The 20,335-nt window shown below is 60.3% G+C and carries 17 protein-coding genes; 9 read left to right on the forward strand and 8 right to left on the reverse strand.

The features are described from left to right. Window positions 1-70: 70 nt before the first annotated feature. Window positions 71-1,075 carry an NAD(P)H-quinone oxidoreductase gene (locus tag ABIE13_RS23190; protein ID WP_354447878.1) on the reverse strand — a complete coding sequence of 335 codons (1,005 nt, stop codon included), beginning with the start codon at window positions 1,073-1,075 and terminating at the stop codon, window positions 71-73. Window positions 1,076-1,274: 199 nt separating this feature from the next. Next, the gene (locus ABIE13_RS23195) at window positions 1,275-2,630 is read right to left on the reverse strand and encodes an amidase (RefSeq protein ID WP_354447880.1); all 1,356 of its coding nucleotides are present in this window, start codon (window positions 2,628-2,630) and stop codon (window positions 1,275-1,277) included. Between the two features lie 141 nt (window positions 2,631-2,771). Here ABIE13_RS23195 and ABIE13_RS23200 point away from each other — a divergent pair, with 141 nt between their 5' ends. From ABIE13_RS23200 to ABIE13_RS23225, 6 genes are all read left to right on the forward strand, one after another. After that, the gene (locus ABIE13_RS23200) at window positions 2,772-3,758 is read left to right on the forward strand and encodes a Bug family tripartite tricarboxylate transporter substrate binding protein (RefSeq protein WP_354447882.1); all 987 of its coding nucleotides are present in this window, start codon (window positions 2,772-2,774) and stop codon (window positions 3,756-3,758) included. A gap of 99 nt (window positions 3,759-3,857) precedes the next feature. Beyond that, on the forward strand, window positions 3,858-4,634 hold the full coding sequence (locus ABIE13_RS23205; protein ID WP_354447884.1) for an IclR family transcriptional regulator: 777 nt from the start codon (window positions 3,858-3,860) through the stop codon (window positions 4,632-4,634). A 190-nt stretch (window positions 4,635-4,824) separates the two neighbouring features. Then, window positions 4,825-6,153: a (Fe-S)-binding protein gene (locus ABIE13_RS23210; RefSeq protein ID WP_354447886.1), complete on the forward strand. Its 1,329-nt coding sequence runs from the start codon at window positions 4,825-4,827 to the stop codon at window positions 6,151-6,153. Window positions 6,154-6,547: 394 nt separating this feature from the next. Continuing rightward, on the forward strand, window positions 6,548-7,705 hold the full coding sequence (locus ABIE13_RS23215) for an acyl-CoA dehydrogenase family protein (RefSeq protein ID WP_354447888.1): 1,158 nt from the start codon (window positions 6,548-6,550) through the stop codon (window positions 7,703-7,705). Between the two features lie 12 nt (window positions 7,706-7,717). Then, complete coding sequence (locus ABIE13_RS23220; RefSeq protein ID WP_354447890.1) at window positions 7,718-9,805, forward strand: acetate--CoA ligase family protein; 2,088 nt, start codon at window positions 7,718-7,720, stop codon at window positions 9,803-9,805. 22 nt (window positions 9,806-9,827) lie between these two features. After that, the gene (locus ABIE13_RS23225) at window positions 9,828-10,673 is read left to right on the forward strand and encodes an alpha/beta fold hydrolase (RefSeq protein ID WP_354447892.1); all 846 of its coding nucleotides are present in this window, start codon (window positions 9,828-9,830) and stop codon (window positions 10,671-10,673) included. Between the two features lie 12 nt (window positions 10,674-10,685). Here the strand turns inward: ABIE13_RS23225 and gcvA are convergent, their stop codons facing one another. Further along, a complete protein-coding gene (gene gcvA, locus ABIE13_RS23230; RefSeq protein WP_354447894.1) occupies window positions 10,686-11,603 on the reverse strand; it encodes a transcriptional regulator GcvA in 918 nt (305 codons plus the stop codon). Between the two features lie 213 nt (window positions 11,604-11,816). On the opposite strand from gcvA, the gene ABIE13_RS23235 reads away from it, so the two are divergent. The 3 genes from ABIE13_RS23235 to ABIE13_RS23245 all read left to right on the forward strand — a co-directional run bounded on the left by ABIE13_RS23235 (window position 11,817) and on the right by ABIE13_RS23245 (window position 15,273). Beyond that, complete coding sequence (locus ABIE13_RS23235; protein ID WP_354447896.1) at window positions 11,817-12,746, forward strand: SDR family oxidoreductase; 930 nt, start codon at window positions 11,817-11,819, stop codon at window positions 12,744-12,746. A gap of 26 nt (window positions 12,747-12,772) precedes the next feature. After that, window positions 12,773-13,630 carry a MaoC/PaaZ C-terminal domain-containing protein gene (locus ABIE13_RS23240; RefSeq protein ID WP_354447898.1) on the forward strand — a complete coding sequence of 286 codons (858 nt, stop codon included), beginning with the start codon at window positions 12,773-12,775 and terminating at the stop codon, window positions 13,628-13,630. A 656-nt stretch (window positions 13,631-14,286) separates the two neighbouring features. Then, the gene (locus ABIE13_RS23245) at window positions 14,287-15,273 is read left to right on the forward strand and encodes a Bug family tripartite tricarboxylate transporter substrate binding protein (protein ID WP_354447900.1); all 987 of its coding nucleotides are present in this window, start codon (window positions 14,287-14,289) and stop codon (window positions 15,271-15,273) included. Between the two features lie 239 nt (window positions 15,274-15,512). On the opposite strand, the gene ABIE13_RS23250 is transcribed toward ABIE13_RS23245, so the two are convergent. The 5 genes from ABIE13_RS23250 to ABIE13_RS23270 all read right to left on the reverse strand — a co-directional run bounded on the left by ABIE13_RS23250 (window position 15,513) and on the right by ABIE13_RS23270 (window position 20,312). After that, a complete protein-coding gene (locus ABIE13_RS23250; protein WP_354447902.1) occupies window positions 15,513-16,013 on the reverse strand; it encodes a hypothetical protein in 501 nt (166 codons plus the stop codon). Then, window positions 15,955-16,212 carry a hypothetical protein gene (locus ABIE13_RS23255; RefSeq protein ID WP_354447904.1) on the reverse strand — a complete coding sequence of 86 codons (258 nt, stop codon included), beginning with the start codon at window positions 16,210-16,212 and terminating at the stop codon, window positions 15,955-15,957. The genes ABIE13_RS23250 and ABIE13_RS23255 overlap by 59 nt, the downstream gene beginning before the upstream one ends. A 156-nt stretch (window positions 16,213-16,368) precedes the next feature. Further along, window positions 16,369-17,145 carry an enoyl-CoA hydratase/isomerase family protein gene (locus tag ABIE13_RS23260; RefSeq protein WP_354447906.1) on the reverse strand — a complete coding sequence of 259 codons (777 nt, stop codon included), beginning with the start codon at window positions 17,143-17,145 and terminating at the stop codon, window positions 16,369-16,371. Window positions 17,146-17,166: 21 nt separating this feature from the next. Beyond that, entirely contained in the window at window positions 17,167-19,347 is a 2,181-nt protein-coding gene (locus ABIE13_RS23265) for an acetate--CoA ligase family protein (protein ID WP_354447908.1), read from the reverse strand. Continuing rightward, window positions 19,344-20,312: an NAD(P)H-dependent flavin oxidoreductase gene (locus tag ABIE13_RS23270; RefSeq protein WP_354447910.1), complete on the reverse strand. Its 969-nt coding sequence runs from the start codon at window positions 20,310-20,312 to the stop codon at window positions 19,344-19,346. Before ABIE13_RS23270 ends, ABIE13_RS23265 begins: the two co-directional genes overlap by 4 nt. Window positions 20,313-20,335 lie beyond the last annotated feature (23 nt).

Genomic DNA, 20,335 nt, shown 5'->3' on the forward strand with positions numbered 1-20,335 from the left:
CTGTGCTTCGGAAGAGGTGGTGCGAACTCAGGGGTGTCAGTGAATCCGGCGTGGCCTAAAAAGCAGCTTCTCAGTCCTGCGGTACTTCCAGCATGATCTTTCCGATGTGCGTGGATGACTCCATCAACTCATGGGCTGCACCGACATCCGCCAACGCGAACACTTTATGGATAACAGGACGTGCCTGGCCCTGGGCAAGCAGAGGCCACACGTTATGCTGCAACGCCTGTACAGTGCGCGCCTTATCCTGCAGGGAGCGCGGGCGCAGCGTAGAGCCGGTGTAGGTAAGCCTGCGTGTCATCAGCGACAACCAATCCACCTCCACCTTGGAGCCTTGCAGGAACGCGATCTGCACCAACCTGCCGTCCAGCGCCAGGCTGGCAATGTTGCGGGCGATGTAGTCTCCCCCCACCATGTCAAGAATCAGATCTACGCCACGGCCACCCGTCAATTCGGCAATAGCCTCGGCAAAGTCCTTTTCGCGGTAATTGATGGCTTTATCGGCTCCTGCAAACTCACAAGCGCGCGCCTTTTCTGCATTACCCACGGTGGCGTAGACCGTTGCACCACGGACTTTGGCCAGTTGAATCGCCGTCAATCCTATGCCCGATGAGCCGCCATGAACCAGAAAGGTCTCACCCTTCTCAAGCCCACCACGCTCGACCACATTGCTCCAGACGGTGATGTAATTCTCCGGCAGCGCGGAGGCTTCCAGCATCGACATACCCTCAGGCACGGACATCACCTGCCCCGCAGGAGCAGCCACATACTGCGCATAGCCGCCGCCGTTGGTCAACGCGCATACAGCATCGCCCACGGTCCATTGGCTCACCTCTGCGCCAACTGCAGCGATCACGCCGGAAACCTCCAAGCCCAGCCCAGGTGCTGCACCTGGTGGAGGTGGGTAAGAGCCACTGCGCTGCAGCACATCCGGACGGTTCACACCTGCGTATTGCACGCGGATCAACACTTCATCGGACTTTATGGCGGGCGTGGAGCCCTTCTTCAACTGCATCACGGAGGGTGGCCCACCGTTTTCATGGCATATGTGGTGCATGGTTGCGGGCGTGGACATCAGATTCTCCTGGAGCGAAATTCAGTAATCCAAAGCGCTGCATCGAGCCGAATGACATGAATGCCTGCGATGCAGCGTTGTGGGTGCGTCGTGATCAGGGTTGCCTGATCTCGACGCGAGTAGGCCGCAGCGCCCGCTGAGGCGTCAACGCCTTGCGCCAAACATCCACATGGTGAGACACCGGACTCCGCTCACTCGCTCACTGCATCACGAAGGGCGTCAACCGCTGGCCCACCTGCTCCTGCAACCATTGGCCTTGATGCAAAAGGGCATCGTCCGTCCCGCGCGCAGCCACCACCTGCAAACTCACGGGCAAACCATCGATCAGCCCGGTGGGTATCGACAAGGCAGGCACGCCTGCGAGCGAAAAGGGCAAGGTCTGGCCCAGCACCGCTTCACGCACCGTTGCAGAGCCGCTCTCCACCTGTACCTGGGTCTGGCCACGCAGTGGAGGAACGACGGCTGAGGTTGGTAGCAGCATGGCGTCGCAGCCGATCAAGATGGCGTCAAGTTCGGCGGCGATGGCCGCACGCGCATGCAGGGCGTCGATGTAGTCGCCCGCCTTCAATGTCTGCCCCCGCTGAAGCGCCGGCATCACCAGTTCGGAAAAACCCACGCCGCCTTGACCCAGCGCTTCACGATGTACCCATGCGGCCTCAGCCTGCACGATGTCGGTGAAGCACTGTGCAGCTCGAGGTAACAGCGGCGTATCGACCTCCACCAATTGCGCACCCAGAGCAGCCAGGCGCGCGAGGGTTCGTTCGAAATGATCGTGCACCTCCACCGACAGGCGGCCACGCAACCAGCTCGCAGGCACGGCAAAACGCGGCACTCTGGCGATGCGGGTCGCTTCCAGGGTGCGGGCAGCCATGACCTCGAACAACAGCGCGCAATCGGCCACGCTGTGCGCCAGGGGGCCTGCATGATCGCAGGTCCAGGAAAGGTGTAGAGCACCCTCCAATGGAATCGCTCCATGCGTAGGCTTGAAGCCTGTCACCCCACTGAAATTGGCAGGGATGCGGACCGATCCTCCCGTGTCGCTGCCAATGCTCGCCACACCCACTCCTGTGGCCACCGCCACGCCCGATCCGCTGGATGATCCACCGGCCTGACGAAGTGGATCAAAGGGGTTCTTGACATCGCCCGTCCAGACGTTCTCGCCTGTCGACCCCAGCGCGATCTCGTGCATATTGGTCTTGCCGAAAATGACTGCACCTGCAGCACGCAGACGTGCGACCAGCACAGCTTCGTGGCTTGTCACATCCATGGCATCAGAGGGCAATGCAGCGCGGCTGCCGGCCCGGGTGGGCATGCCGCGAACAGGGTACAAATCCTTGATGGAGATGGGAATGCCCCTCAATACCCCGCGTGTATTTCCCTTGGCGAGAGCTGCATCACACTGCACAGCCAAGGCCTGGGCAGCCTCCCAATCGACAAAAGCCAAAGCGTTCAAATCAGCGGATTTGATGGCTTGGTTCTGCGCCTTTTTCAGCAGCAAAGCCGCGCTGGTAGTACGTTCATCAAGCTGGCGTATGAGGTCTGAAATGGAGTGCATGAAGGAGGTCCGATCAAAAAACGGCGCACACGTTATCACGCGGACCAGACGTCCCATGATGTGGACAATCTGAGACGCTGCTTTGCGTTGTCGAGTGCTTATGAAAGACTCCACTCGCCTTCAAATACAGGAACTGCCTCAATGCTCCGCCCCACGTTTTTCAAGCTATCTGCCAAGCTCGGCCTGGCGCTCTCATTCGCGATTTCCGCGCAGTTCGCAGCGGCACAGACCTACCCCAACAAACCCGTGAAGATCGTCGTCGGGTATTCCCCCGGGGGCCCCGTCGACATCCTGGGCCGCGTGCTGGCGCAGAGACTCTCCACCTCGATGGGCCAGTCATTCATCGTCGAAAACAAGGGAGGAGCCGCTGGAGCCATTGGAGCGGAGCAGGTGGCACGCTCGCCCGCCGATGGCTACACGCTGCTCACCACCGTGCCCAGCGTGTTCACCATCGTTCCGCACACCCTCGACAAGGCGCGTGTGCAGGCTGAAGACTTCGCACCAGTCATCCAGTTCGCGGAATCGCCACTGGTGTTGGCAGTGAACCCCTCCGTGCCGGCCAACAACCTGAAGGAGCTCATCGCGTTGCTGAACAAGCCGGGCTCCAGGTTGTCATACGCCTCAGCGGGTGATGGCACTCTGCCCCATCTGGCCATGGAATTGCTGCTTTCGCGAACCGGCGGTCGGCCGGTGCACGTGCCTTACAAGGGCAGCGGTCCGGCGGTACAGGATCTCGTGGGTGGTCAAGTGAATATCGCACTGGAAGTGCTACCCACCATTCTCCCCATGGTCAAAGCGGGCCGCGTAAAAGCTTTGGCAGTGACATCCCGCACGCGGGTGGCTGAGCTGCCCAACGTGCCCACTGTGTCGGAAGCGGGTGTGAGTGGGTATGAGGCGGTGAACTGGTTTGGCCTATATGCACCCGCTGCTACGCCCAAACCCATCATCGAACAATTGCGCTCGAATGTGGAGAAAGTTGTGAGCGACAAGGAAATGCAGCAGCGCTTCAGCGACCTTGGGGCCATCGTTGCGGTGCAAGGCCCAGCCGAAACGGCTGAGCGCCTCAAGCGTGAATCCCAGCAGTGGGGATCATTGATCCAGAAGCTTGGACTCAACTCCAGGCCGTGATGCAGCACCAAGAAACTGTCCACGTCGTGAGTATCCCGGTCACAATAGTCCCATCGATCCAGGTTCGCCGGTCGGCCTCGCCCTCTCATGGAGATTCCCATGTCGTTCTTGCAAAAAAGCCCCCAGGCCGGAACACAGAGCCTTAGACGCACGGTGCAACTGCTGCGCGAGCTTAGCCAGGCGGGTGAGCATGGTGCCAGCGCCGGCGAGTTGGCCAAACGTTGCGATTTGACGCGCGCCACGGCCTATCGACTGCTCGGTGCGCTGGCGGAGGAAGGCCTGGTCATTCACGCAACAGGCGTTCGGCGCTATTTCCTCGGACCTTTCGCGTACGAGATGGGGCTCAGGGCATTCCCGCGCCTGGGCCTGCGAGAGCTGTGCGCAGGCACAGTGAGCAAGCTGGCCGAGACGACCGGAGAGTGCGTCTTTCTGGTCATGCGCAGCGGGCTCGATACGGTATGCCTGGACCGGCAGACTGGCGAATTCGCAGTAGAGGAAATGCCCGTAGACATCGGCTCAAGGCGACCGCTGGGCGTGGGCTTAAGCAGCATTGCCATTTTGGGAGCGCTGCCTGAATCCGAACGCGAGGCCATTATGCGGGCCAACGGCATGCGCTATCGAGAAACCGGATTGCTGGCTGCGGAACGCATCCGGCTGATGGTCAAACGCACGGCAAAAGACCGCTTTGCTTTCACCGCCAGTGACTACATCGACAACGTGGGCGGCTTCGCACTGCCCATCCGTAATCCGGTTGATGGCGTCGCATTTGCGGCGCTCAGCATCGCTTCAGGGGTGAAGCGCATGACCGCGCCGCGCGGCAAGGAAATTGTCCCGTTGCTGGAGACCGCAGTACACACGATCGAATCCCGATTGTGAAGATCACTCACACCTGACTGCGCCCGCACCTGCCGTGAGCTAGCCCACGGCACGCGCTTTACCCGCGTAGCTACGTATTTCACCCTACCACCACGCGCTCGAAGACGTTGTCATCGCGCGCAGCGGATGCACTCGCCCTCATCAAGCACGCACGCAGGAGGGGGCGACGCAAAACTCAACGAGGCACCTCATGGAAACCCAACAGAACAACGTCCCCCAAACCCTGACTTCCTTCTACGCACACGCCTGGGAAGACCTGCTATCCAACTGCACACGCTGTGGCAAGTGCGTTGAAGTCTGCCCCGTGGTTCCATTCGATGCCACCTTGGCCGCTGCCCAGCCAGTGGACGTAGTCACAGGCGTGCTCGATTTCATGAAAGACAGCAGCCAACCAATGCGCGAGGACTCAGCCTTGTGGACCTACCAATGCAACGGCTGTGACGAATGCATTCCCGCGTGCCCTGTCGACATCAACCCGCGCCGCATGTTGATGCTGGCCAATGCAGAGGTGTCTGCCAAGACACACCCCACGCCGCACATGTTTCAGAAAATGGCACGCGCCATCCGCATTCTCGTGTCCATGCAACTGGTTCCAGAAGATGCTGCACGCCTGCTCAAACTGAAGAAACCCAAAGACGTGGACGTGGTGTTCTTCACCGGATGCAACCCGGTGCGCACACCGCAGCTGCTGTTCAACGCCATGAGCGTGCTCGAGGCACTGGGCGTGAACTACGAGGTCATGGGCGGTCCGGCTTCATGCTGCGGCGTCATCCACAGCAAATGGGAGGGTGATCTGCAGCGCGGCGGCAAAGTGAGCGAGCAGACACTGCATCGGTTCGGCACCTTCAACCCTAAGACGGTGCTGAACTGGTGCCCCTCCTGCAGTATTCACCTGACCGAGACGATCAAGGACTACCGCTCCGTCAGCTTCGATTTCGACCACATCACCAAGTTCCTGATCGAACGCGAAGATGAACTGCACAAACTCTTCACCACGCCCGTGAATATGCGCGTGGTCGTTCACACGCACCACGGCATGCATGATGTAGGGCAAAACGTGATGCGCTTAATGCGTGCAATTCCGGGTCTCACCATCGTCGACGAGATCGAGGAGCCTGGCTACATGTGTGGCGTATCGAGCGCAGAACGCGCGCCTGCCTTGAAAGAGCAAGTGCGCGCGCAGACCATAGCGCGCTGCAAGCAAGATGATGTCGATGCACTGGTCTCGCTTTATCACGCCTGCCACCGGCAGCTTGCGTCGGATGGAAAAACGCATGGTTTCCAGGTGCTCAACTACGCGGATTTACTGGTTCGAGCGCTGGGCATGGAGCCCTATGCCGATACGCTGGAGCAATTCCGGGGCCGTACCGATTACAGAGAAATGGTGCGTGAGGCGGCTCCTCTGCTCGAAGCCAACGGCATCGACATGGATCCAGATGAACTGGCCAGAGTGCTACCGGAAATTTTCGCCATGGCGGAATGGCGGGGTGGTTTGTGCAGCTTCTCGCCTGAGGAGTAAGAAGGCGATTCTTGCGTACTTAACAAAACAAAATAGGCCCACTTGAATCGTTTTATAAAAACAACGTTCTCAGATCAATCTTCCAGGGAAAGAGGTTCCCCATCTTTCCGGCCTAGCTCAGCGGAGCTGTCTGAAGACATGGGGCGCTAATGGGCGGGTGCGCCCTGGACAGCACAAAGCCTCTCGCTGCGGCTTTGCGCCTGCCTTGAACAGATCGCTTTTGACGGCTCTTTCGCGCACTCCTGGTTCATTCGTACCTTCCGAGCGCCCCGAACTTTACCGAAATCGGTGTATTGGAATGACAAATTCTCATGCCTTACATCCAATCCTGAAGTGCTCACAGGCGCCTCGCTCATGCACTATCGCTGCCAGTCTCACCTATCTGGAACAGCCCATGAATTTCGAGCTCAGCGAAGAGCACCAGGCATTTGCCGACTCCGTCCGGCGCTTTGCGAACGATCAACTGGCCGAAGGCGCACTCGCTCGTGCCCACTCCGAAAGCTACCCCTGGGAAACCGCCAAATTGATCGCGGAGCAAGGCCTGTTGGGCATCGCATTTCCCGAGGAAGATGGCGGACAGGGGGGCACGCTCATGCATTCGGTGCTTGCCATTCAGCAAGTCGCCCTGGCCTGCCCCAAAAGTGCCGATATCGTCCAGGCCGGCAACTTCGGTCCCATTCGCACCTTCGTGGAGTACGCAACACCGGAGCAGAAGCAGCGCTTCCTGCCCGGATTGCTGGCCGGCCAGAAGCTGATCTCCCTGGGCATGTCCGAGCCGGATGCCGGCTCAGCCGCCACCGACCTCAAAACCACCGCCCAGGAAGACGGCGACAGTTACGTGATCAACGGCAGCAAGGTGTTCTCCACCCATAGCAGCGACGCCGAACTCTATCTTGTCTATGTGCGCTTTGGCCCCGGTGTGGGCGGGATAGGCTCGGTGTTGATAGAGCGCGGCACGCCCGGCCTGATGGTGGGCGAGCCCTCGTCGTTCATGAACGGCGAGCGGTGGTCACAACTCTATTTTGACAACTGCCGCATTCCAAAGAGCAACGTGCTGCTGGGCGCGGGAGGCTTCAAGAAACAGATCTCCGGCTTCAATATCGAACGCCTGGGCAATGCCTCACGCGCGCTGGCCTTGGGGCGGTACGCATTCAACCAGGCGCGTGAACATGCCAAGATCCGAACGCAGTTCGGCCGGCCCTTGTGTGAATTCCAGGGTCTGCAATGGAAATTCGCTGACATGTCGATGAGACTGGAGCAAGCTCAGTTGATGCTCTACCGCGCGGCCATGGAGGGTGAAACTGGCCTGCCTACAGCGCAAAGCACCGCCATGGCCAAGCTGGCATGTAACCTGGCCGGATGGGAGGTTTCCAATGAAGCCATGCAGGTCATGGGCGGATTGGGGTTTAGCCAGGAATCTCTGGTGGAATACTGCGTACGCCGCACCCGCGGCTGGATGATCGCGGGCGGCTCCATAGAAATGCTTAAAAACCGTATCGCCGAAGGGGTGTTCGAGCGCACCTTCTCTCAACGCGCCTCCAAGGCTGCGTAAGTGAAAGACTGCATGAACGCTCGCTTTTCTCCCGGCCACCTGACCTCCGCGTTGTTGAATCCCGCGAGCATCGCACTGGTAGGTGCTTCTGATGACCCAGCCAAGACGGCGGGCCGGCCGCAGACCTTCCTGCGCAGGGCAGGGTTTCAAGGCCGGGTCTATCCCATCAATGCCAAGCGTGCCACGGTCCAGAACGCGCCTGCATGGCCCAGCCTTGAGGCACTGCCTGAAGTGCCGGACCATGTCTTTGTCATGACGCCCACAGAGACCGTGCTGGAGGTAGTAGGACAGTGCGTGAAGCTGGGCGTTCCTTTGGTCACGGTCCTGGCCAGCGGATTCTCGGAGTCTGGCCCGGAAGGGGTGGCGCGCGAGGAGGCTTTGCGGCGCCTGGTAGCAGGTAGCCAAACACGGCTTCTTGGGCCCAGCAGCCTGGGCGTTGTGCGGGCAAGCACCGGTTTGATGCTCACCGCGAACGCCGCCTTTGCCGAGCCGGATGTACCGGCTGGCCGCCTGTTCGTGGCTTCGCACAGTGGCAGCATGCTGGGCGCCCTGGTCTCGCGTGGCAAGGCGCGCGGCGTGGGCTTCGCCGGCATGGTTTCGGTCGGCAGCGAGGTCGATCTGTGCATTGGCGAGATCTGCCAAGCCACGCTCGACGATCCTTCGATTGAAGGCTACCTCCTCTTTATCGAGAGCTTGCGCCATGGCGCAAAACTCCAGGCCTTTGCCCGCGAAGCCGCCAAACGGGGCAAACCGGTGATCGCCTACAAGCTGGGGCGCTCAGCTGCTGCAGCTGAGATGGCTGCCACCCACACTGGCGCCATTGCCGGCGAAGACGATGTGGCCGACGCCTTCCTGAAAGATCTGGGCATTGCGCGTGTCGACCAGTTCGAGACTTTGCTGGAAACGCTCCCGTTGGCGCGGCGCTTCCCTTTGCCCCCCTCAGGTACGCCCAGCCGCCCTTTGCGCGTGGGCGTCGTCACCACAACCGGCGGCGGCTCGGCCATGGTGGTGGACCAACTGGGGGTACGCGGCATCGATGTCACACCCGCTACGCCAGCCACCTTGGAACGCCTTGCCGCAGCCGGGGTGGCTGCCAATCCCGGCCGCGTGCTGGACCTGACACTGGCCGGCACGCGTTATGACGTGATGAAAGCTACGCTGGATATCTTGCTGGACGCTCCTGAATTCGATCTGGTGGTGAGTGTTGTGGGCTCTTCAGCACGCTTTCAGCCTGACCTGGCGGTGCAGCCCCTTCTCGACCATGCCAACCATCAGCGCCCGCTGGCGGCCATGCTGGTCCCGGACGCCCCCGACGCACTGGCCCGGTTGACCAGCGCCGGCGTTCCGTGTTTTCGCTCGCCGGAAACATGTGCGGATGCCATCGCCGCTGTCAGTGCCCGCCGCCCCTTGGGCACGCCAGCAGCAGCGCAACATACATCGTTGACACCGGCTCGTCCCATCAGCGAAGCCCAGGCGTATGAAATCCTGGACACCTTGGGGGTACCCCACGCGCCAGCAGCCACTATCTCGCTGAGCCAGAAACCAGCACCACTACCATTCGCCTTTCCGGTGGTGGCCAAAGTGTGCTCTGCCGAGATTCCTCACAAGACAGAGGTAGGCGGCGTGATTCTCGGAATCAACAACCAGGACGAACTGCAATCCGCGCTCCTGAAATTGCAGCAAAACCTGGCGCAACACGCACCGGGAGTTGCCTGTGACGAAGCGCTTATTCAGCCTATGGTCAAAGGCCTGGCCGAAGTCCTCATTGGCTACCGCGTGGACCCGGAGGCGGGCCCGATTGTGATGCTGGCTGCTGGAGGCATTTGGGCTGAAGTGGCACGGGACAGAAGCATCCGGCTGGCCCCCGTCAACGTCGAGACTGCCCGTGAAATGGTGGATGAGGTTCGATCGCTGGCGACGGTGCGTGGCCTGCGTGGAAAGCCTAAAGGCGACCTGGAAGCTTTGGCCGCAGCAGTATCGGCGCTCTCGCAGCTGGCTGTTCGGCCAGAATGGGAGATTGCCGAAGCCGAAGTCAATCCAATGCTGGTCATGCCCGAAGGACAGGGCGTGCTGGCGGTCGACGCTTTGGTATTGAGATAAGGCAACATCCATATTGATAGCGATGACTGACATATCTTCCCCAAGCCATGCCCTTCTTGCCAAGCTAAACGCCTCCGCCAGGCGTGAAGATGTTCACCTGCCTGATGGCAAAGTAGCCTGGAGAGCCTGGGGAGAGGGTCCTCCTCTCGTGCTTTTGCACGGCGGCCACGGATCATGGCGGCATTGGGTGCGCAATATTGAAGCCCTTGCTCCGCGCCACACCGTTTGGGTCCCGGACATGCCGGGTTACGGCGATTCAGACACGCTGCCTGGCGATCCTCGTGACGCCAAATTGCTGGAACGCTTGGTCAGTGCCTTGGCCAGCAGCCTGAACGAACTGCTGGGCGAGAAAGCGCCGGTAGATCTGGCCGGTTTTTCCTTTGGCGGACTGGTGTCGGGTTGCCTGGCAGCCCACCGCGGACACATTCAGCGCCTGGCCTTGCTGGGTCCAGGAGGTCATGGCGGCACGCGGCGCCAGCAGATCGACATGATCGAGTGGCGTGGGCTGGAAGAAGCCGAGCGGCACGCAGCCTTGCGCCACAATCTGGCCGCCTTCATGCTTCACAACGCTGCAAGCATCGATTCCCTCGCGCTCGAGGTGCACGAGACTTCTGCCACGCACACCCGAACACGCAGCAAGAACTGGTCGCGCAAACCTCTCTTGGTAGAGGCCATGAAATCTCTTGAAATGCCCGTTCTCGCACTTTGGGGTGAGCATGATGTGACCGCTGTCCCGGCGGAAGCTGCGGCAGCGTTGCTCCAGGAGCGCCCCAACCGCGCCGCCCACGTCGTGCCCCACGGAGGTCACTGGGTTCAGTTTGAACAAGCAGAAGCCGTCAACCAGTGGCTTAACAAGTGGTTCAGCTAAGACTTTTCTCGCTTATTGCGTTTTCTGGCGCTCTAGCACTGGAGCGCACACAGACAGCAACCAGTCCCTGAAAACACTGACTTTGTGTGTCTCTCTTTGTGCTTGGGGGCGAACCAGGTAATACGCCCGCGAACTCAGCAGAGGCTTGGCAAAAGGACGCACCAAATGGCCGGAGGCGAACTCCCCCGACAGCAGTTCAGTCTGCCCAATGGCGGTGCCTAGTCCGTCCGCTGCCGCTTGCCAGGAGAGCAAGGTGCTGCCGAAATCCATACGCTCTGCCTGAGCGGCTTCATCCACCAGATCACTGGCACGAAGCCACTCGTCCCAATCGCTGCGCCGATAGCGAGATACAAGCAATCGCTGGCGCAACAGAGAGTGAGGATACTTGGTCTCAGGCGCGTGCGTCGTCAGAAAGCGCGGCGAACAGACCGGCTCGATCTCATCGTGGAACATGAGGTCGGTCTGCACCCCCTTCCAATGGCCATCACCAAACTGAATGGCCACATCCACGGGGTCGCGGTCGAAGTCAACGTCAGGAACGTCGTTGGATATGCGCACTTCAATGCTGGGGTGCAGAGCGCGGAATTCCGCCAGCCTTGGAATCAGCCACTTGGCAGCGAAAGTGGTGTAGGTGCGAACTCGCAACGGACCCTGGCTCGTTCCCTTGGTCAAGTCCTTGGTGGCCTCGGCGATCATTTCAAAGGCCGGGAGCACCTGGCTTGCATAGCGCGCACCTGCCCGCGTGAGCGTGACACCATGGCGTTCGCGCCGGAACAACTGCACCCCCAGGTAAGTCTCCAGAACCACAATCTGGCGGCTGGCAGCAGACTGGGTGACATGCAGTTCCTCCGCCGCCAAGGTCAGATTCTGTGTTCTGGCGGCAACCTCAAAGACACGTAAAGGGTTCAGAGGCGGAATGCGTCGGCTCATGAGCAAATCGTAAAGGGTGGATGCCGGACGGGCTGAAGCAGTGAACGAATCCCTCGTGGGTGACTTCCCTGGAGTCGCACGTTGTCTAACATGAGTTTTTATTATGTCAGACGGTTGAAAAAGCAAGGCTTGCTTGCCATGCATACCCGCAGAATCGAAGGCTATCCCGTCCGACAGGACACTGACTGCATATATAGATAGGAGCCAACAGCCATGACCACCCCCACTCAATTGCTCAAGGACAAAGTCGTGATCGTGACCGGCGCCGGCGGCGGCGTTGGCAAGGGCGTTGCCCTGGAGGCCGCTCGACAAGGTGCGCGCGTGGTCGTGAACGACCTTGGCGTTTCGCTCAATGGCGAGAGCAGTGGCAGCTCCCCTGCCGAAGAAGTAGTGGCGGAAATCAAGGCTGCCGGCGGCCAGGCCATCGCCGATGGCGGCAGTGTTGCGGAGTGGGAGTCTGCCAGCGGCATTGTCGAACGTGCGGTCTCCACCTTCGGGCGGATTGACGCCGTCGTACACAGTGCAGGCATCTTGCGTGATTCGATTTTTCACAAGATGACGCCCTCGGACTTTGAAACCGTGATGCGTGTGCACTTGTTTGGCGCGTTCAACATGGCCCGTGCGGCTGCAGGCCATTTCCGCGAGCAAAACAGCGGAGCGCTCGTTCACATGACTTCTACCGCAGGCTTGATCGGCTCTGTGGGCCAAGCCAACTACGCTGCGGCCAAAATGGGCATCGTCGGGCTATCACGCTCGATCTCGATGGACATGGCGCGCTTTGGCGTCCGCTCCAACTGCATTGCACCACACGCCTTCAGCCGGATGATCGAGAGCGTGCCAGGCCTCTCCCCCGAAGAGCAGGAACGCTACCTTGAAAAGCGCCGCCAGACCACGCGCCCCGAGCAAATTGCACCGCTGGCTGTTTTCCTGTGCTCGGACGCTGCGAAGGACGTCACCGGCCAGATCTTCGGCGCCCGTGGCAATGAGGTCTACCTCTACAACCAACCCCGCCCGGTCCGCACCCTGCACCGCAGCGAAGGCTGGACGCCCGGCACGCTGGCCGAAATGCTCGTGCCCGCCTTCCAAAGCAGCTTCACACCTGCTGAACGCACTAAAAATGTGTTGGGCTGGGAAGCCATCTAAGCAGAACCAGCAGCAGGAGAAGCCTCATGCCTTTGAACGCCGATGCCTTGCGCGAATGGACCTTTGAACCGCGGCACCAAACCTACACCGACCGTGAAACCCTGCTCTACGCGCTGAGCATAGGTTTTGGTGCTGATCCCATAGACGCAAGAGAGTTGCCCTTCGTCTATGAGCGCGACCTCAAGGCAGTGCCCACCATGGCGGCGGTGTTGTGCCATCTGGGCGCCTGGACCGTAGACCCCCGCACCGGCATCACGCGCAGCAAAGTAGTGCATGGTGAACAGCGGCTCACCTTCCATGCCCCTCTTCCGCCTGCCGCACATCTTGTGGCCAACTCCCGGGTGATAGGCGCTGAAGATAAAGGCGCTGACAAGGGTGCTTTGGTCCATGTCGAACGAGTGATCTCCAACGCAGACACCAGCGAGCCGCTGGTCACCATCGTGCAGACATCGTTCTGCCGCGCAGATGGTGGCTTTGGTGACTCGTTCGGTCCCACTTTCACCCCCCACACGCTGCCCGAGCGAGCGCCCGACCTAGTGGTCGACACACCTACCCGCCTGGACGCCGCTCTGCTCTATCGACTGAACGTGGACCGCAATCCCCTGCATGTGGACCCAGAGGCAGCCACACGAGCGGGCTTTCCACGCCCCATCCTGCACGGGCTGTGCACCTACGGTATAGGCGCACGCCTGGTGATCTCTCACTTGCTCGACTACGCGCCCGAAAGGCTCAAGTCATTCGACGTCCGCTTCTCTTCTGCCGTGTTCCCCGGCGAGACGCTGAGTTTCGAATTCTGGCGGGACGCTGATGTGGTCAGCTTCCAGGCCTTTGTGCGCGAGCGCGGCAAGAAGGTGCTGGACAACGGGCGGGCGCTGTTGGGATAAGCCGCCAGAGGTCTTCACTACGCAGCCTCCTAGATGCCCTTTCGTGATGAAGGGTTCTATCAACGCATTCGAAATTCTTCGTGTTGATCGACTCCAAGCGAGGCATTTTCGGCAGCATGCCGCAGTTCCAGCGCTGAGGGCGATCACAACGTTCTAGCTCAGAAGGTGTGAATAAATCCTGCGTACCCGAACGGGCCGTGACAAACCATTCTCTCAAGATGCAAAGCGAAAATTCTGACAGCGGAGCGAGAAGGTTCTTGACCATGACTGAGCGTGGATGTTAAAGCTGCAAGCTGTCTTAGGCATTCTCGCAAATCATTTCTCGACGAGAAAGCGGAAGTCCTAGCCAACCAAAGACTGACCAACAATGCCTTCAACATCGCTGTGACATTCAGCGCGACGCTAGAGAAAAAATTGAGACATCACAAAGCACACATCGCCGGGGTCTTCCGCAACTTAAGGCAAATGGCTTCCGAAGGCCCCTGCCTTCATGAGTAGCCGCTTCGCGACAAAGCCTGCTCCTAGCAACGAACGCACAAAGTGGCGATCCATCGTTCGCCACCCTGGTAGCACCATCCGCTGACGAAATTTGAGTCGACAACGAACTCAGTTTCGCTCCCTCCGCTACTGCCCATCACATCAACCCGGAGACACACATGAACCTTCCTCGTCGCACCGTCCTGGCCGGCCTACTCAGCGGCGCTGCTGCACCATGGCCAGCACTTTCTGCCACGGATAATTGGCCTCGTCAGCGCCCTATCACATTCATCGTTCCTTACCCCCCAGGAGGTGTGACAGATGTGCAGGCACGCACCCTCGCCCCACTGGTCTCGAAAACGTTAGGTCAAACCATCGTTATCGAGAACCGCAGCGGCGCTGGCGGTTCGATCGGTGTGGGACATGCGGCGCATCAACCAGCTGACGGCTACACCATGGTGATCGGGACGCAAGCCACGCACGGAGCCAATGCGGCACTTTACAAAGAACTGCGCTATCAAGCGATACGGGATTTCGCACCGGTGCACGGACTCTTCGACAGCATTCCACTGCTTGGAGTGCACCCTTCCCGGCCCTACAAGAATCTGAAAGAATTTGTGGAGTTCGCCAAAGCCAATCCTGGCGCAATCCGCTATGGCTCGGCCGGCGTTGGCAGTGGGGGCCACCTGGTAGGAGAAATGTTCCAGCAAACCGCTGGGATCAAGCTCACCCACGTTCCATACAAGGGCGTTGGCCCCACCATCAATGATCTTGTGGGCGGGCACATCGATGCGGCGTTCGACTACCCCATCACCTTGCTGCAACAGGTACTCGGTGGTCGTGTGCGTGCGCTGAGCTTCATGGGGGAAAAAAGACTGCCCTCTCTACCCGACGTACCCTCCATTGTCGAGGACGGATTTCCCCTGCCTGCAGCCAAGACCTGGACAATCCTTTACATGCCCTCCGGCACGCCTGCGCCCATCGTGTCGGCGATGGCCGATGCGGTCGAGAAAGCTATTGCATCGCCAGAAATGCGTAAACTGATCGACAGGTTTGGCGGAGAGCTGATGAGCCTGCGCGGTGCCGCACTCGACAAGTTCTCCCAGGATCAGTATGACCGTTGGCGCGAGATCGTGCGCCGCTCGGGCGCCACATTAGAGGGCTGATTCCATCGGCCGAGCCGCCAGGCTCGGCCTTTCCAGTGTTTGAGATGTAGCCAATGGAATGACACCCAACTTCTCTAAACCTTGCCTTATCAGGACAGAGGATTCCTCCAGCCCTTAGTACCGGGAGCGCCGTCGACTCGCCATAGGCAACCATCGCAAAGGATCTCGATCTACTTAGAGGGCTCAATACCCTGATGGTGAAGGGGCAGAGGCTCCTAAGACTTCTGCCTTCCGGCCTCTTAGGAAAATTGCAGGAACAGCCGGGTCACTTCTTCAGGCTTATCCACCATGGCATCGTGACCGGCATCAAGTTCATGGACTCGCCAACCGGGTGTCTGCCCCAGATTTTTCACATAGCCGTCAAAGCGCTCGTTCTTGTAGCGCGTGGTTCGGATATAGGCCCTGCGAGCCACTTTCTCGCGTCCGCCGGTCAAAGTGATCTTCTGCAGTGCCACACGGTTGGGTTGTGCCGTCATCTTCGAGGTCACCCAGGCAGCATCTTCAGGGCGTTCAAACACGAACACTTCAGCCTTCGGAGGTGCCCGGGACATTTGCCCTTGCGCCATCGCGTCGTCGAGAAATTTACGTAAGCCAGGCGAGACCAAATCGGCTCCTGATTGGCCGTTCTCCGGCACGAACGAATCCAGATAGATCACCGACGCCACCTTGTCATGGATCTGTTCAAGCGCGCCAGAGACCGGCCATCCGCCGTAGGAGCGCCACGAGAACGGCTTGATCAATGTCTTCCCAACTGAACAAGTTGACGATGTCTGTGATATGCGTGTCCAGCGTGATGGCATCGCTCATCAAGTGAGACCGATCAGCCAAGCCCGTCAACGTCATCGCATAGACCTTGTGGCCCTGCTGACGCAAGCGATCTGCCGCGCGTGCCCAGCACCATGCACCATGCACCATGCCAGGCGCCATGCACCAGGACAAAGGTGCGCGGCTTGTTGTTCATCGCCGTTTGCGCTGACGCTGACGTCATGGCAAGGGGTGCCAAAGCGCCCAAGGCGCTCGTCGCCAAAAATCCGCGTTTGCCTTTTTGCATATCTGCTTGTCTCTTTCTTTTTAAATTGTTCGCGACCACCGGCCTCAGCGCCCGACGAAGTTCGGTGGGCGCTTTTCCTTGAATGAAGCAATGCCCTCACGGTAATCTTGCGTCTGGTGAATCTGCGGCTGCATCAGCGCTTCGTATTCGAGGAAATGGTCAAACGGCGGAGACAGCGAGAACTGGAACATCTTCTTGGCCATGGCCAGCGCGTAGGTGGGTTGGGCAGCCATTCGTTCGGCCAGCGCCTGGGCCTCCGCTTCCAGGTCTGCATCAGCCACCACCCGGTTGACCACGCCAAGCGAGAGCGCTTCCTGGGCGGCGAAAAAGTCGGTGGTGAACACCATCTCGCGAGCACGCGCCAATCCGATGAGGCGGGAAAGGAAAAATACAGCACCTGAATCTGGCGCGAGGCCGCGGCGCGCAAAAATGCAGGAGAAGCGTGCGGTCTCGGACACCACGGCCATATCGCAGGCCAGCATCATGCTGAGGCCAATGCCCACCGTAGAGCCCCGCACCGCTGCAATCACAGGCTTTTCGATGTGGTAGAGCGCCTTGATCAGCGCGTGCGCGTTGTGCTGCAGATTGTTGCGGGCCCCCTTCACGTCGCGGGGCGCCATGCGGGAGACGTCCGCTCCCGCGCAGAACGTGTCACCGGTGCCGGTCAATATGACCGCGCGCACCTCGTCGTCCACATTCGCCTCGTGAAAAACCTCGGTCAGGCGCTGGCGCATGTCATTGGCCAGCGCGTTCTTGCGTTCGGGCCGGTTGATGACGATGCGCGCAATAGCACCCTCGCGCTGATATTCAATCTCTGCCATGGAAATCGCCTAAGTTGGAATTCAGTGAGATTCTCGGGCAGCCGGCGCGCCGGCCACCACGAGAGCATCGACGGCTACCGCACCACGGCCAGCCGGGTATAAAAGCACGGGATTGAGATCGATCTCTGCGACGTCATCGGCGTGGGCCGCCGCCAACCGTGAAACTGAGACCAACAGTTCTGCCAGTGCGCCGATATCCGCTGGAGGTTCGCCGCGTACGCCATCAAGAATAGCCCGCCCCTTCAGACGGGCGATCATGCCCTGGGCATCGTCCAGTGTCAGCGGTGCGAGAGCGAAGACAGCGTCGCGCAAAACCTCGATGTAGATGCCGCCCAATCCAAGCATCACCATGGGGCCAAAGTCAGGATCGCGCACCACACCGACCACCATTTCACGTCCCGGAGGCATCATCTGCTGAACCTGCAGGCCTTCGATGCGTGCATCAGGCATACGGCTGCGCACGCGCTCCAGAATTCGCTCGGAAGCGGCGCGCACTTCCTGCGCATTCTGCAAGCCTAGCTCCACGCCTCCGGCTTCGGTCTTATGGGCAATGTCTGGCGAAACGATCTTGATGGCGACTGGCCAGCCTACGGACTCGGCAGCTTCCACGGCCCCCTCCACGCCGGACACGATCCGTTCGCCCGGCTGCGGCACCTTCCAGGCATACAGAAGCGCGCGTGTCGTCTTCGCGTCGAGCACGCCTGCGGTAAGAGCGGGGGCGTTCGAAGGAATGACCAGGGGCTCGGCTTGAGTTTTTCGTCGCTGCTGCCAACGGTCGCGGAAAAGGCGGTACTCATCCAGTGTGCGCATGGCGCGGGCAAACTCGGGTAGCCCCAGTTGCAAGCCTCCCACGCGCGCCAGCGCCGTCAGCGCTTCGGCCCCAGCCACGCCCGGAGAGTGAAAAACGAGGGGCCGGGCAAGCTTGGTGTGCAAGGCGGCCAACTCAGGCTCTATGCCCGTGATTCGCTCGGACGCCACCAGAGACATGATGACGAGGCCGATATCAATGCCAGGCGCCGTGTCGAGCAGATCCAGGATCCCAAGCAAGGTACGGCCGCCGTCTTCCACGACCCGGGCCGTCACATCCACGGGATTCTCCGCTGACCCGTAGTCCGGCACGATCTCTCCGAGTCGGCGCTTGAACTCCGGTGCGAACTCTGGCACCTCAAGCCCCGCTTGCTCACAAATATCCGCCGCCCATCCACCAGCGCCACCAGAGGTAGTGACGATGGCCACACGCTTACCCTTCGGGTAGGCCCCGGCGCTGATGGCGGCCGCAATAGCCAGCATCTCGTCAGGCGTATCCACGCGAATGACGCCATAGCGCTCGAAGGCGGCGTCGTAAGCCGTGTCGGCGCCCGTGAGGTGGGCGGTGTGCGACACCGCCGCCCTCTGCCCCGCACTGGATCGACCTATCTTGGCCACGACCAAGGCCACACCGGCATCAGCCGCCCTGGAGGCCACCGCTGCAAACCGATGTGGATCTCGGAACCCCTCCACAAACAGAAGGATGACCCGAGAGCTTGCCTGTGCAACGAGGTGGTCCACCACCTCCAGCAACTCCACATCCGACTCGTTGCCGGTAGACACCAGGTGGCGGATGGGCACATGATCTTTCATGGCGCGGCTGTAAAGCGCAAACGCCATGGCGCCCGATTGAGACACGATGCTCACACGGCCGCGCCGCGGAAGGGCTCCCACAGGCAGCGGCGGAACGTGAATCAATGTCGGGCTGAAAGTGGCCAGCAGACCGCCTTCCGTATCGATGAAACCTTCGGCATTGGGGCCAAGAATCCGCATGCCGCTCTGGCGTGCAAAAGCGGCCACGTGATCCTGCAGGCGCTGCCCCAGGGGTACCCCATTGGCGCCGGCAGTGAAGATGGCAGCGGCGCGAACGCCTCGTCTGGCGCACTGCGCGAGCACCTCCATGATCTGCTCGGCGGCCACGGCAATCAATGCCAGATCCACAGCCTCGGGTAAGGCCTCCACGCTGGGGTAAGCCTTCAGGCCTTGAATAAGGTCACTGCTCGGGTTGACTGGATACACCGGACCGGCAAAGCCGCCGTCCAGCAGTTGCCGCAGCAACCTGCCCCGAATGCGCTTGGTGTCCTGGGATGCACCCACCACAGCGACACTGCGCGGGGAGAACAAGGGCTCCAGAGATCCTGCGGTGCCAGTTGATTGAGTGGCCAAATCCATCATGCGAACCGTTTCAGAGTTTCGTCTCGCGCCGACTTGTATTCAGCCGTCAGCCTGTCGACCAATTCCGCCGTGCCAGGCAGATCCTGGATATTGCCCACGCCTTGCCCCGCGCCCCAGATGTGCTTCCAGCGCGTCTGCCGGTCGCCACGAGCGCGCACCTCGGCGGCGTTGACCTGGGGCAGGTTGTCAGGGTCCAGGCCCGCGGCCACCAGGCTGGCCTTGAGATAGTTGGCAGGAATACCAGAAAAATGAGGGGTATAGATGATGTCGGTCGCACTGGCTTGCACCAGCATGGCCTTGTATTCCTCTACCGCACCGGATTCGCGCGTGGCGATGAAGCGAGTGCCCATGTAGGCAAGATCGGCGCCCATGACTTGCGCCGCCAATACTGAACGACCATCGGTAATCGCGCCCGCCAGGACGATCAAGCCGTCATAGAAAGCGCGCACTTCTCGCAGCAGCGCAAACGGACTCAATGCGCCCGCATGCCCACCAGCCCCGGCGCACACCAGAATCAGCCCGTCCACACCGGCCTCCAGCGCGCGGCGTGCATGCCGCGCGGAAGTCACATCGTGCAGCACCAGTCCGCCATAGGCATGAACGGCCTGCACCACCGCTGCCGGATTTCCCAGACTGGTAATGACCACCGGCACCTTGTGGCTCACACAGGTGGCCAGGTCTGCCTCGAAGCGCGGGTCATTGGGCCGAATCACCAGGTTGACCCCATGCGGAGCCACCTTACGGCCCGCCGCGCGCTCAGCATCCAAGGCAGTTTCGATTCGCGTCAGCCAGACAGTCAGCTCTTCCTGGGGCCGGGCATTGAGTACCGGGAAGGTGCCGACCACACCACTTCTGCATTGCTCAATCACCATCTCCGGATTGGAGATGATGAACATCGGTGAGCAAATCACTGGCAATCTCAATTGCTCGTTCAAGCGAGCACCCAAATTTCTGGCTTTGTCCATTTTGCGCGGCGTGTTGTTGCAGT

The organism is Ottowia thiooxydans (assembly GCF_040548795.1).
Taxonomy (GTDB): domain Bacteria; phylum Pseudomonadota; class Gammaproteobacteria; order Burkholderiales; family Burkholderiaceae_C; genus Ottowia; species Ottowia thiooxydans_A.

Bases quoted from the DNA above. Each gene is read 5' to 3' on its own strand.
- ABIE13_RS23190 (WP_354447878.1), bottom strand. From the start codon at position 1,075: ATGTCCACGCCCGCAACCATGCACCACATATGCCATGAAAACGGTGGG.
- ABIE13_RS23195 (WP_354447880.1), bottom strand. From the start codon at position 2,630: ATGCACTCCATTTCAGACCTCATACGCCAGCTTGATGAACGTACTACC.
- ABIE13_RS23200 (WP_354447882.1), top strand. From the start codon at position 2,772: ATGCTCCGCCCCACGTTTTTCAAGCTATCTGCCAAGCTCGGCCTGGCG.
- ABIE13_RS23205 (WP_354447884.1), top strand. From the start codon at position 3,858: ATGTCGTTCTTGCAAAAAAGCCCCCAGGCCGGAACACAGAGCCTTAGA.
- ABIE13_RS23210 (WP_354447886.1), top strand. From the start codon at position 4,825: ATGGAAACCCAACAGAACAACGTCCCCCAAACCCTGACTTCCTTCTAC.
- ABIE13_RS23215 (WP_354447888.1), top strand. From the start codon at position 6,548: ATGAATTTCGAGCTCAGCGAAGAGCACCAGGCATTTGCCGACTCCGTC.
- ABIE13_RS23220 (WP_354447890.1), top strand. From the start codon at position 7,718: ATGAACGCTCGCTTTTCTCCCGGCCACCTGACCTCCGCGTTGTTGAAT.
- ABIE13_RS23225 (WP_354447892.1), top strand. From the start codon at position 9,828: ATGACTGACATATCTTCCCCAAGCCATGCCCTTCTTGCCAAGCTAAAC.
- gcvA (WP_354447894.1), bottom strand. From the start codon at position 11,603: ATGAGCCGACGCATTCCGCCTCTGAACCCTTTACGTGTCTTTGAGGTT.
- ABIE13_RS23235 (WP_354447896.1), top strand. From the start codon at position 11,817: ATGACCACCCCCACTCAATTGCTCAAGGACAAAGTCGTGATCGTGACC.
- ABIE13_RS23240 (WP_354447898.1), top strand. From the start codon at position 12,773: ATGCCTTTGAACGCCGATGCCTTGCGCGAATGGACCTTTGAACCGCGG.
- ABIE13_RS23245 (WP_354447900.1), top strand. From the start codon at position 14,287: ATGAACCTTCCTCGTCGCACCGTCCTGGCCGGCCTACTCAGCGGCGCT.
- ABIE13_RS23260 (WP_354447906.1), bottom strand. From the start codon at position 17,145: ATGGCAGAGATTGAATATCAGCGCGAGGGTGCTATTGCGCGCATCGTC.
- ABIE13_RS23265 (WP_354447908.1), bottom strand. From the start codon at position 19,347: ATGATGGATTTGGCCACTCAATCAACTGGCACCGCAGGATCTCTGGAG.
- ABIE13_RS23270 (WP_354447910.1), bottom strand. From the start codon at position 20,312: ATGGACAAAGCCAGAAATTTGGGTGCTCGCTTGAACGAGCAATTGAGA.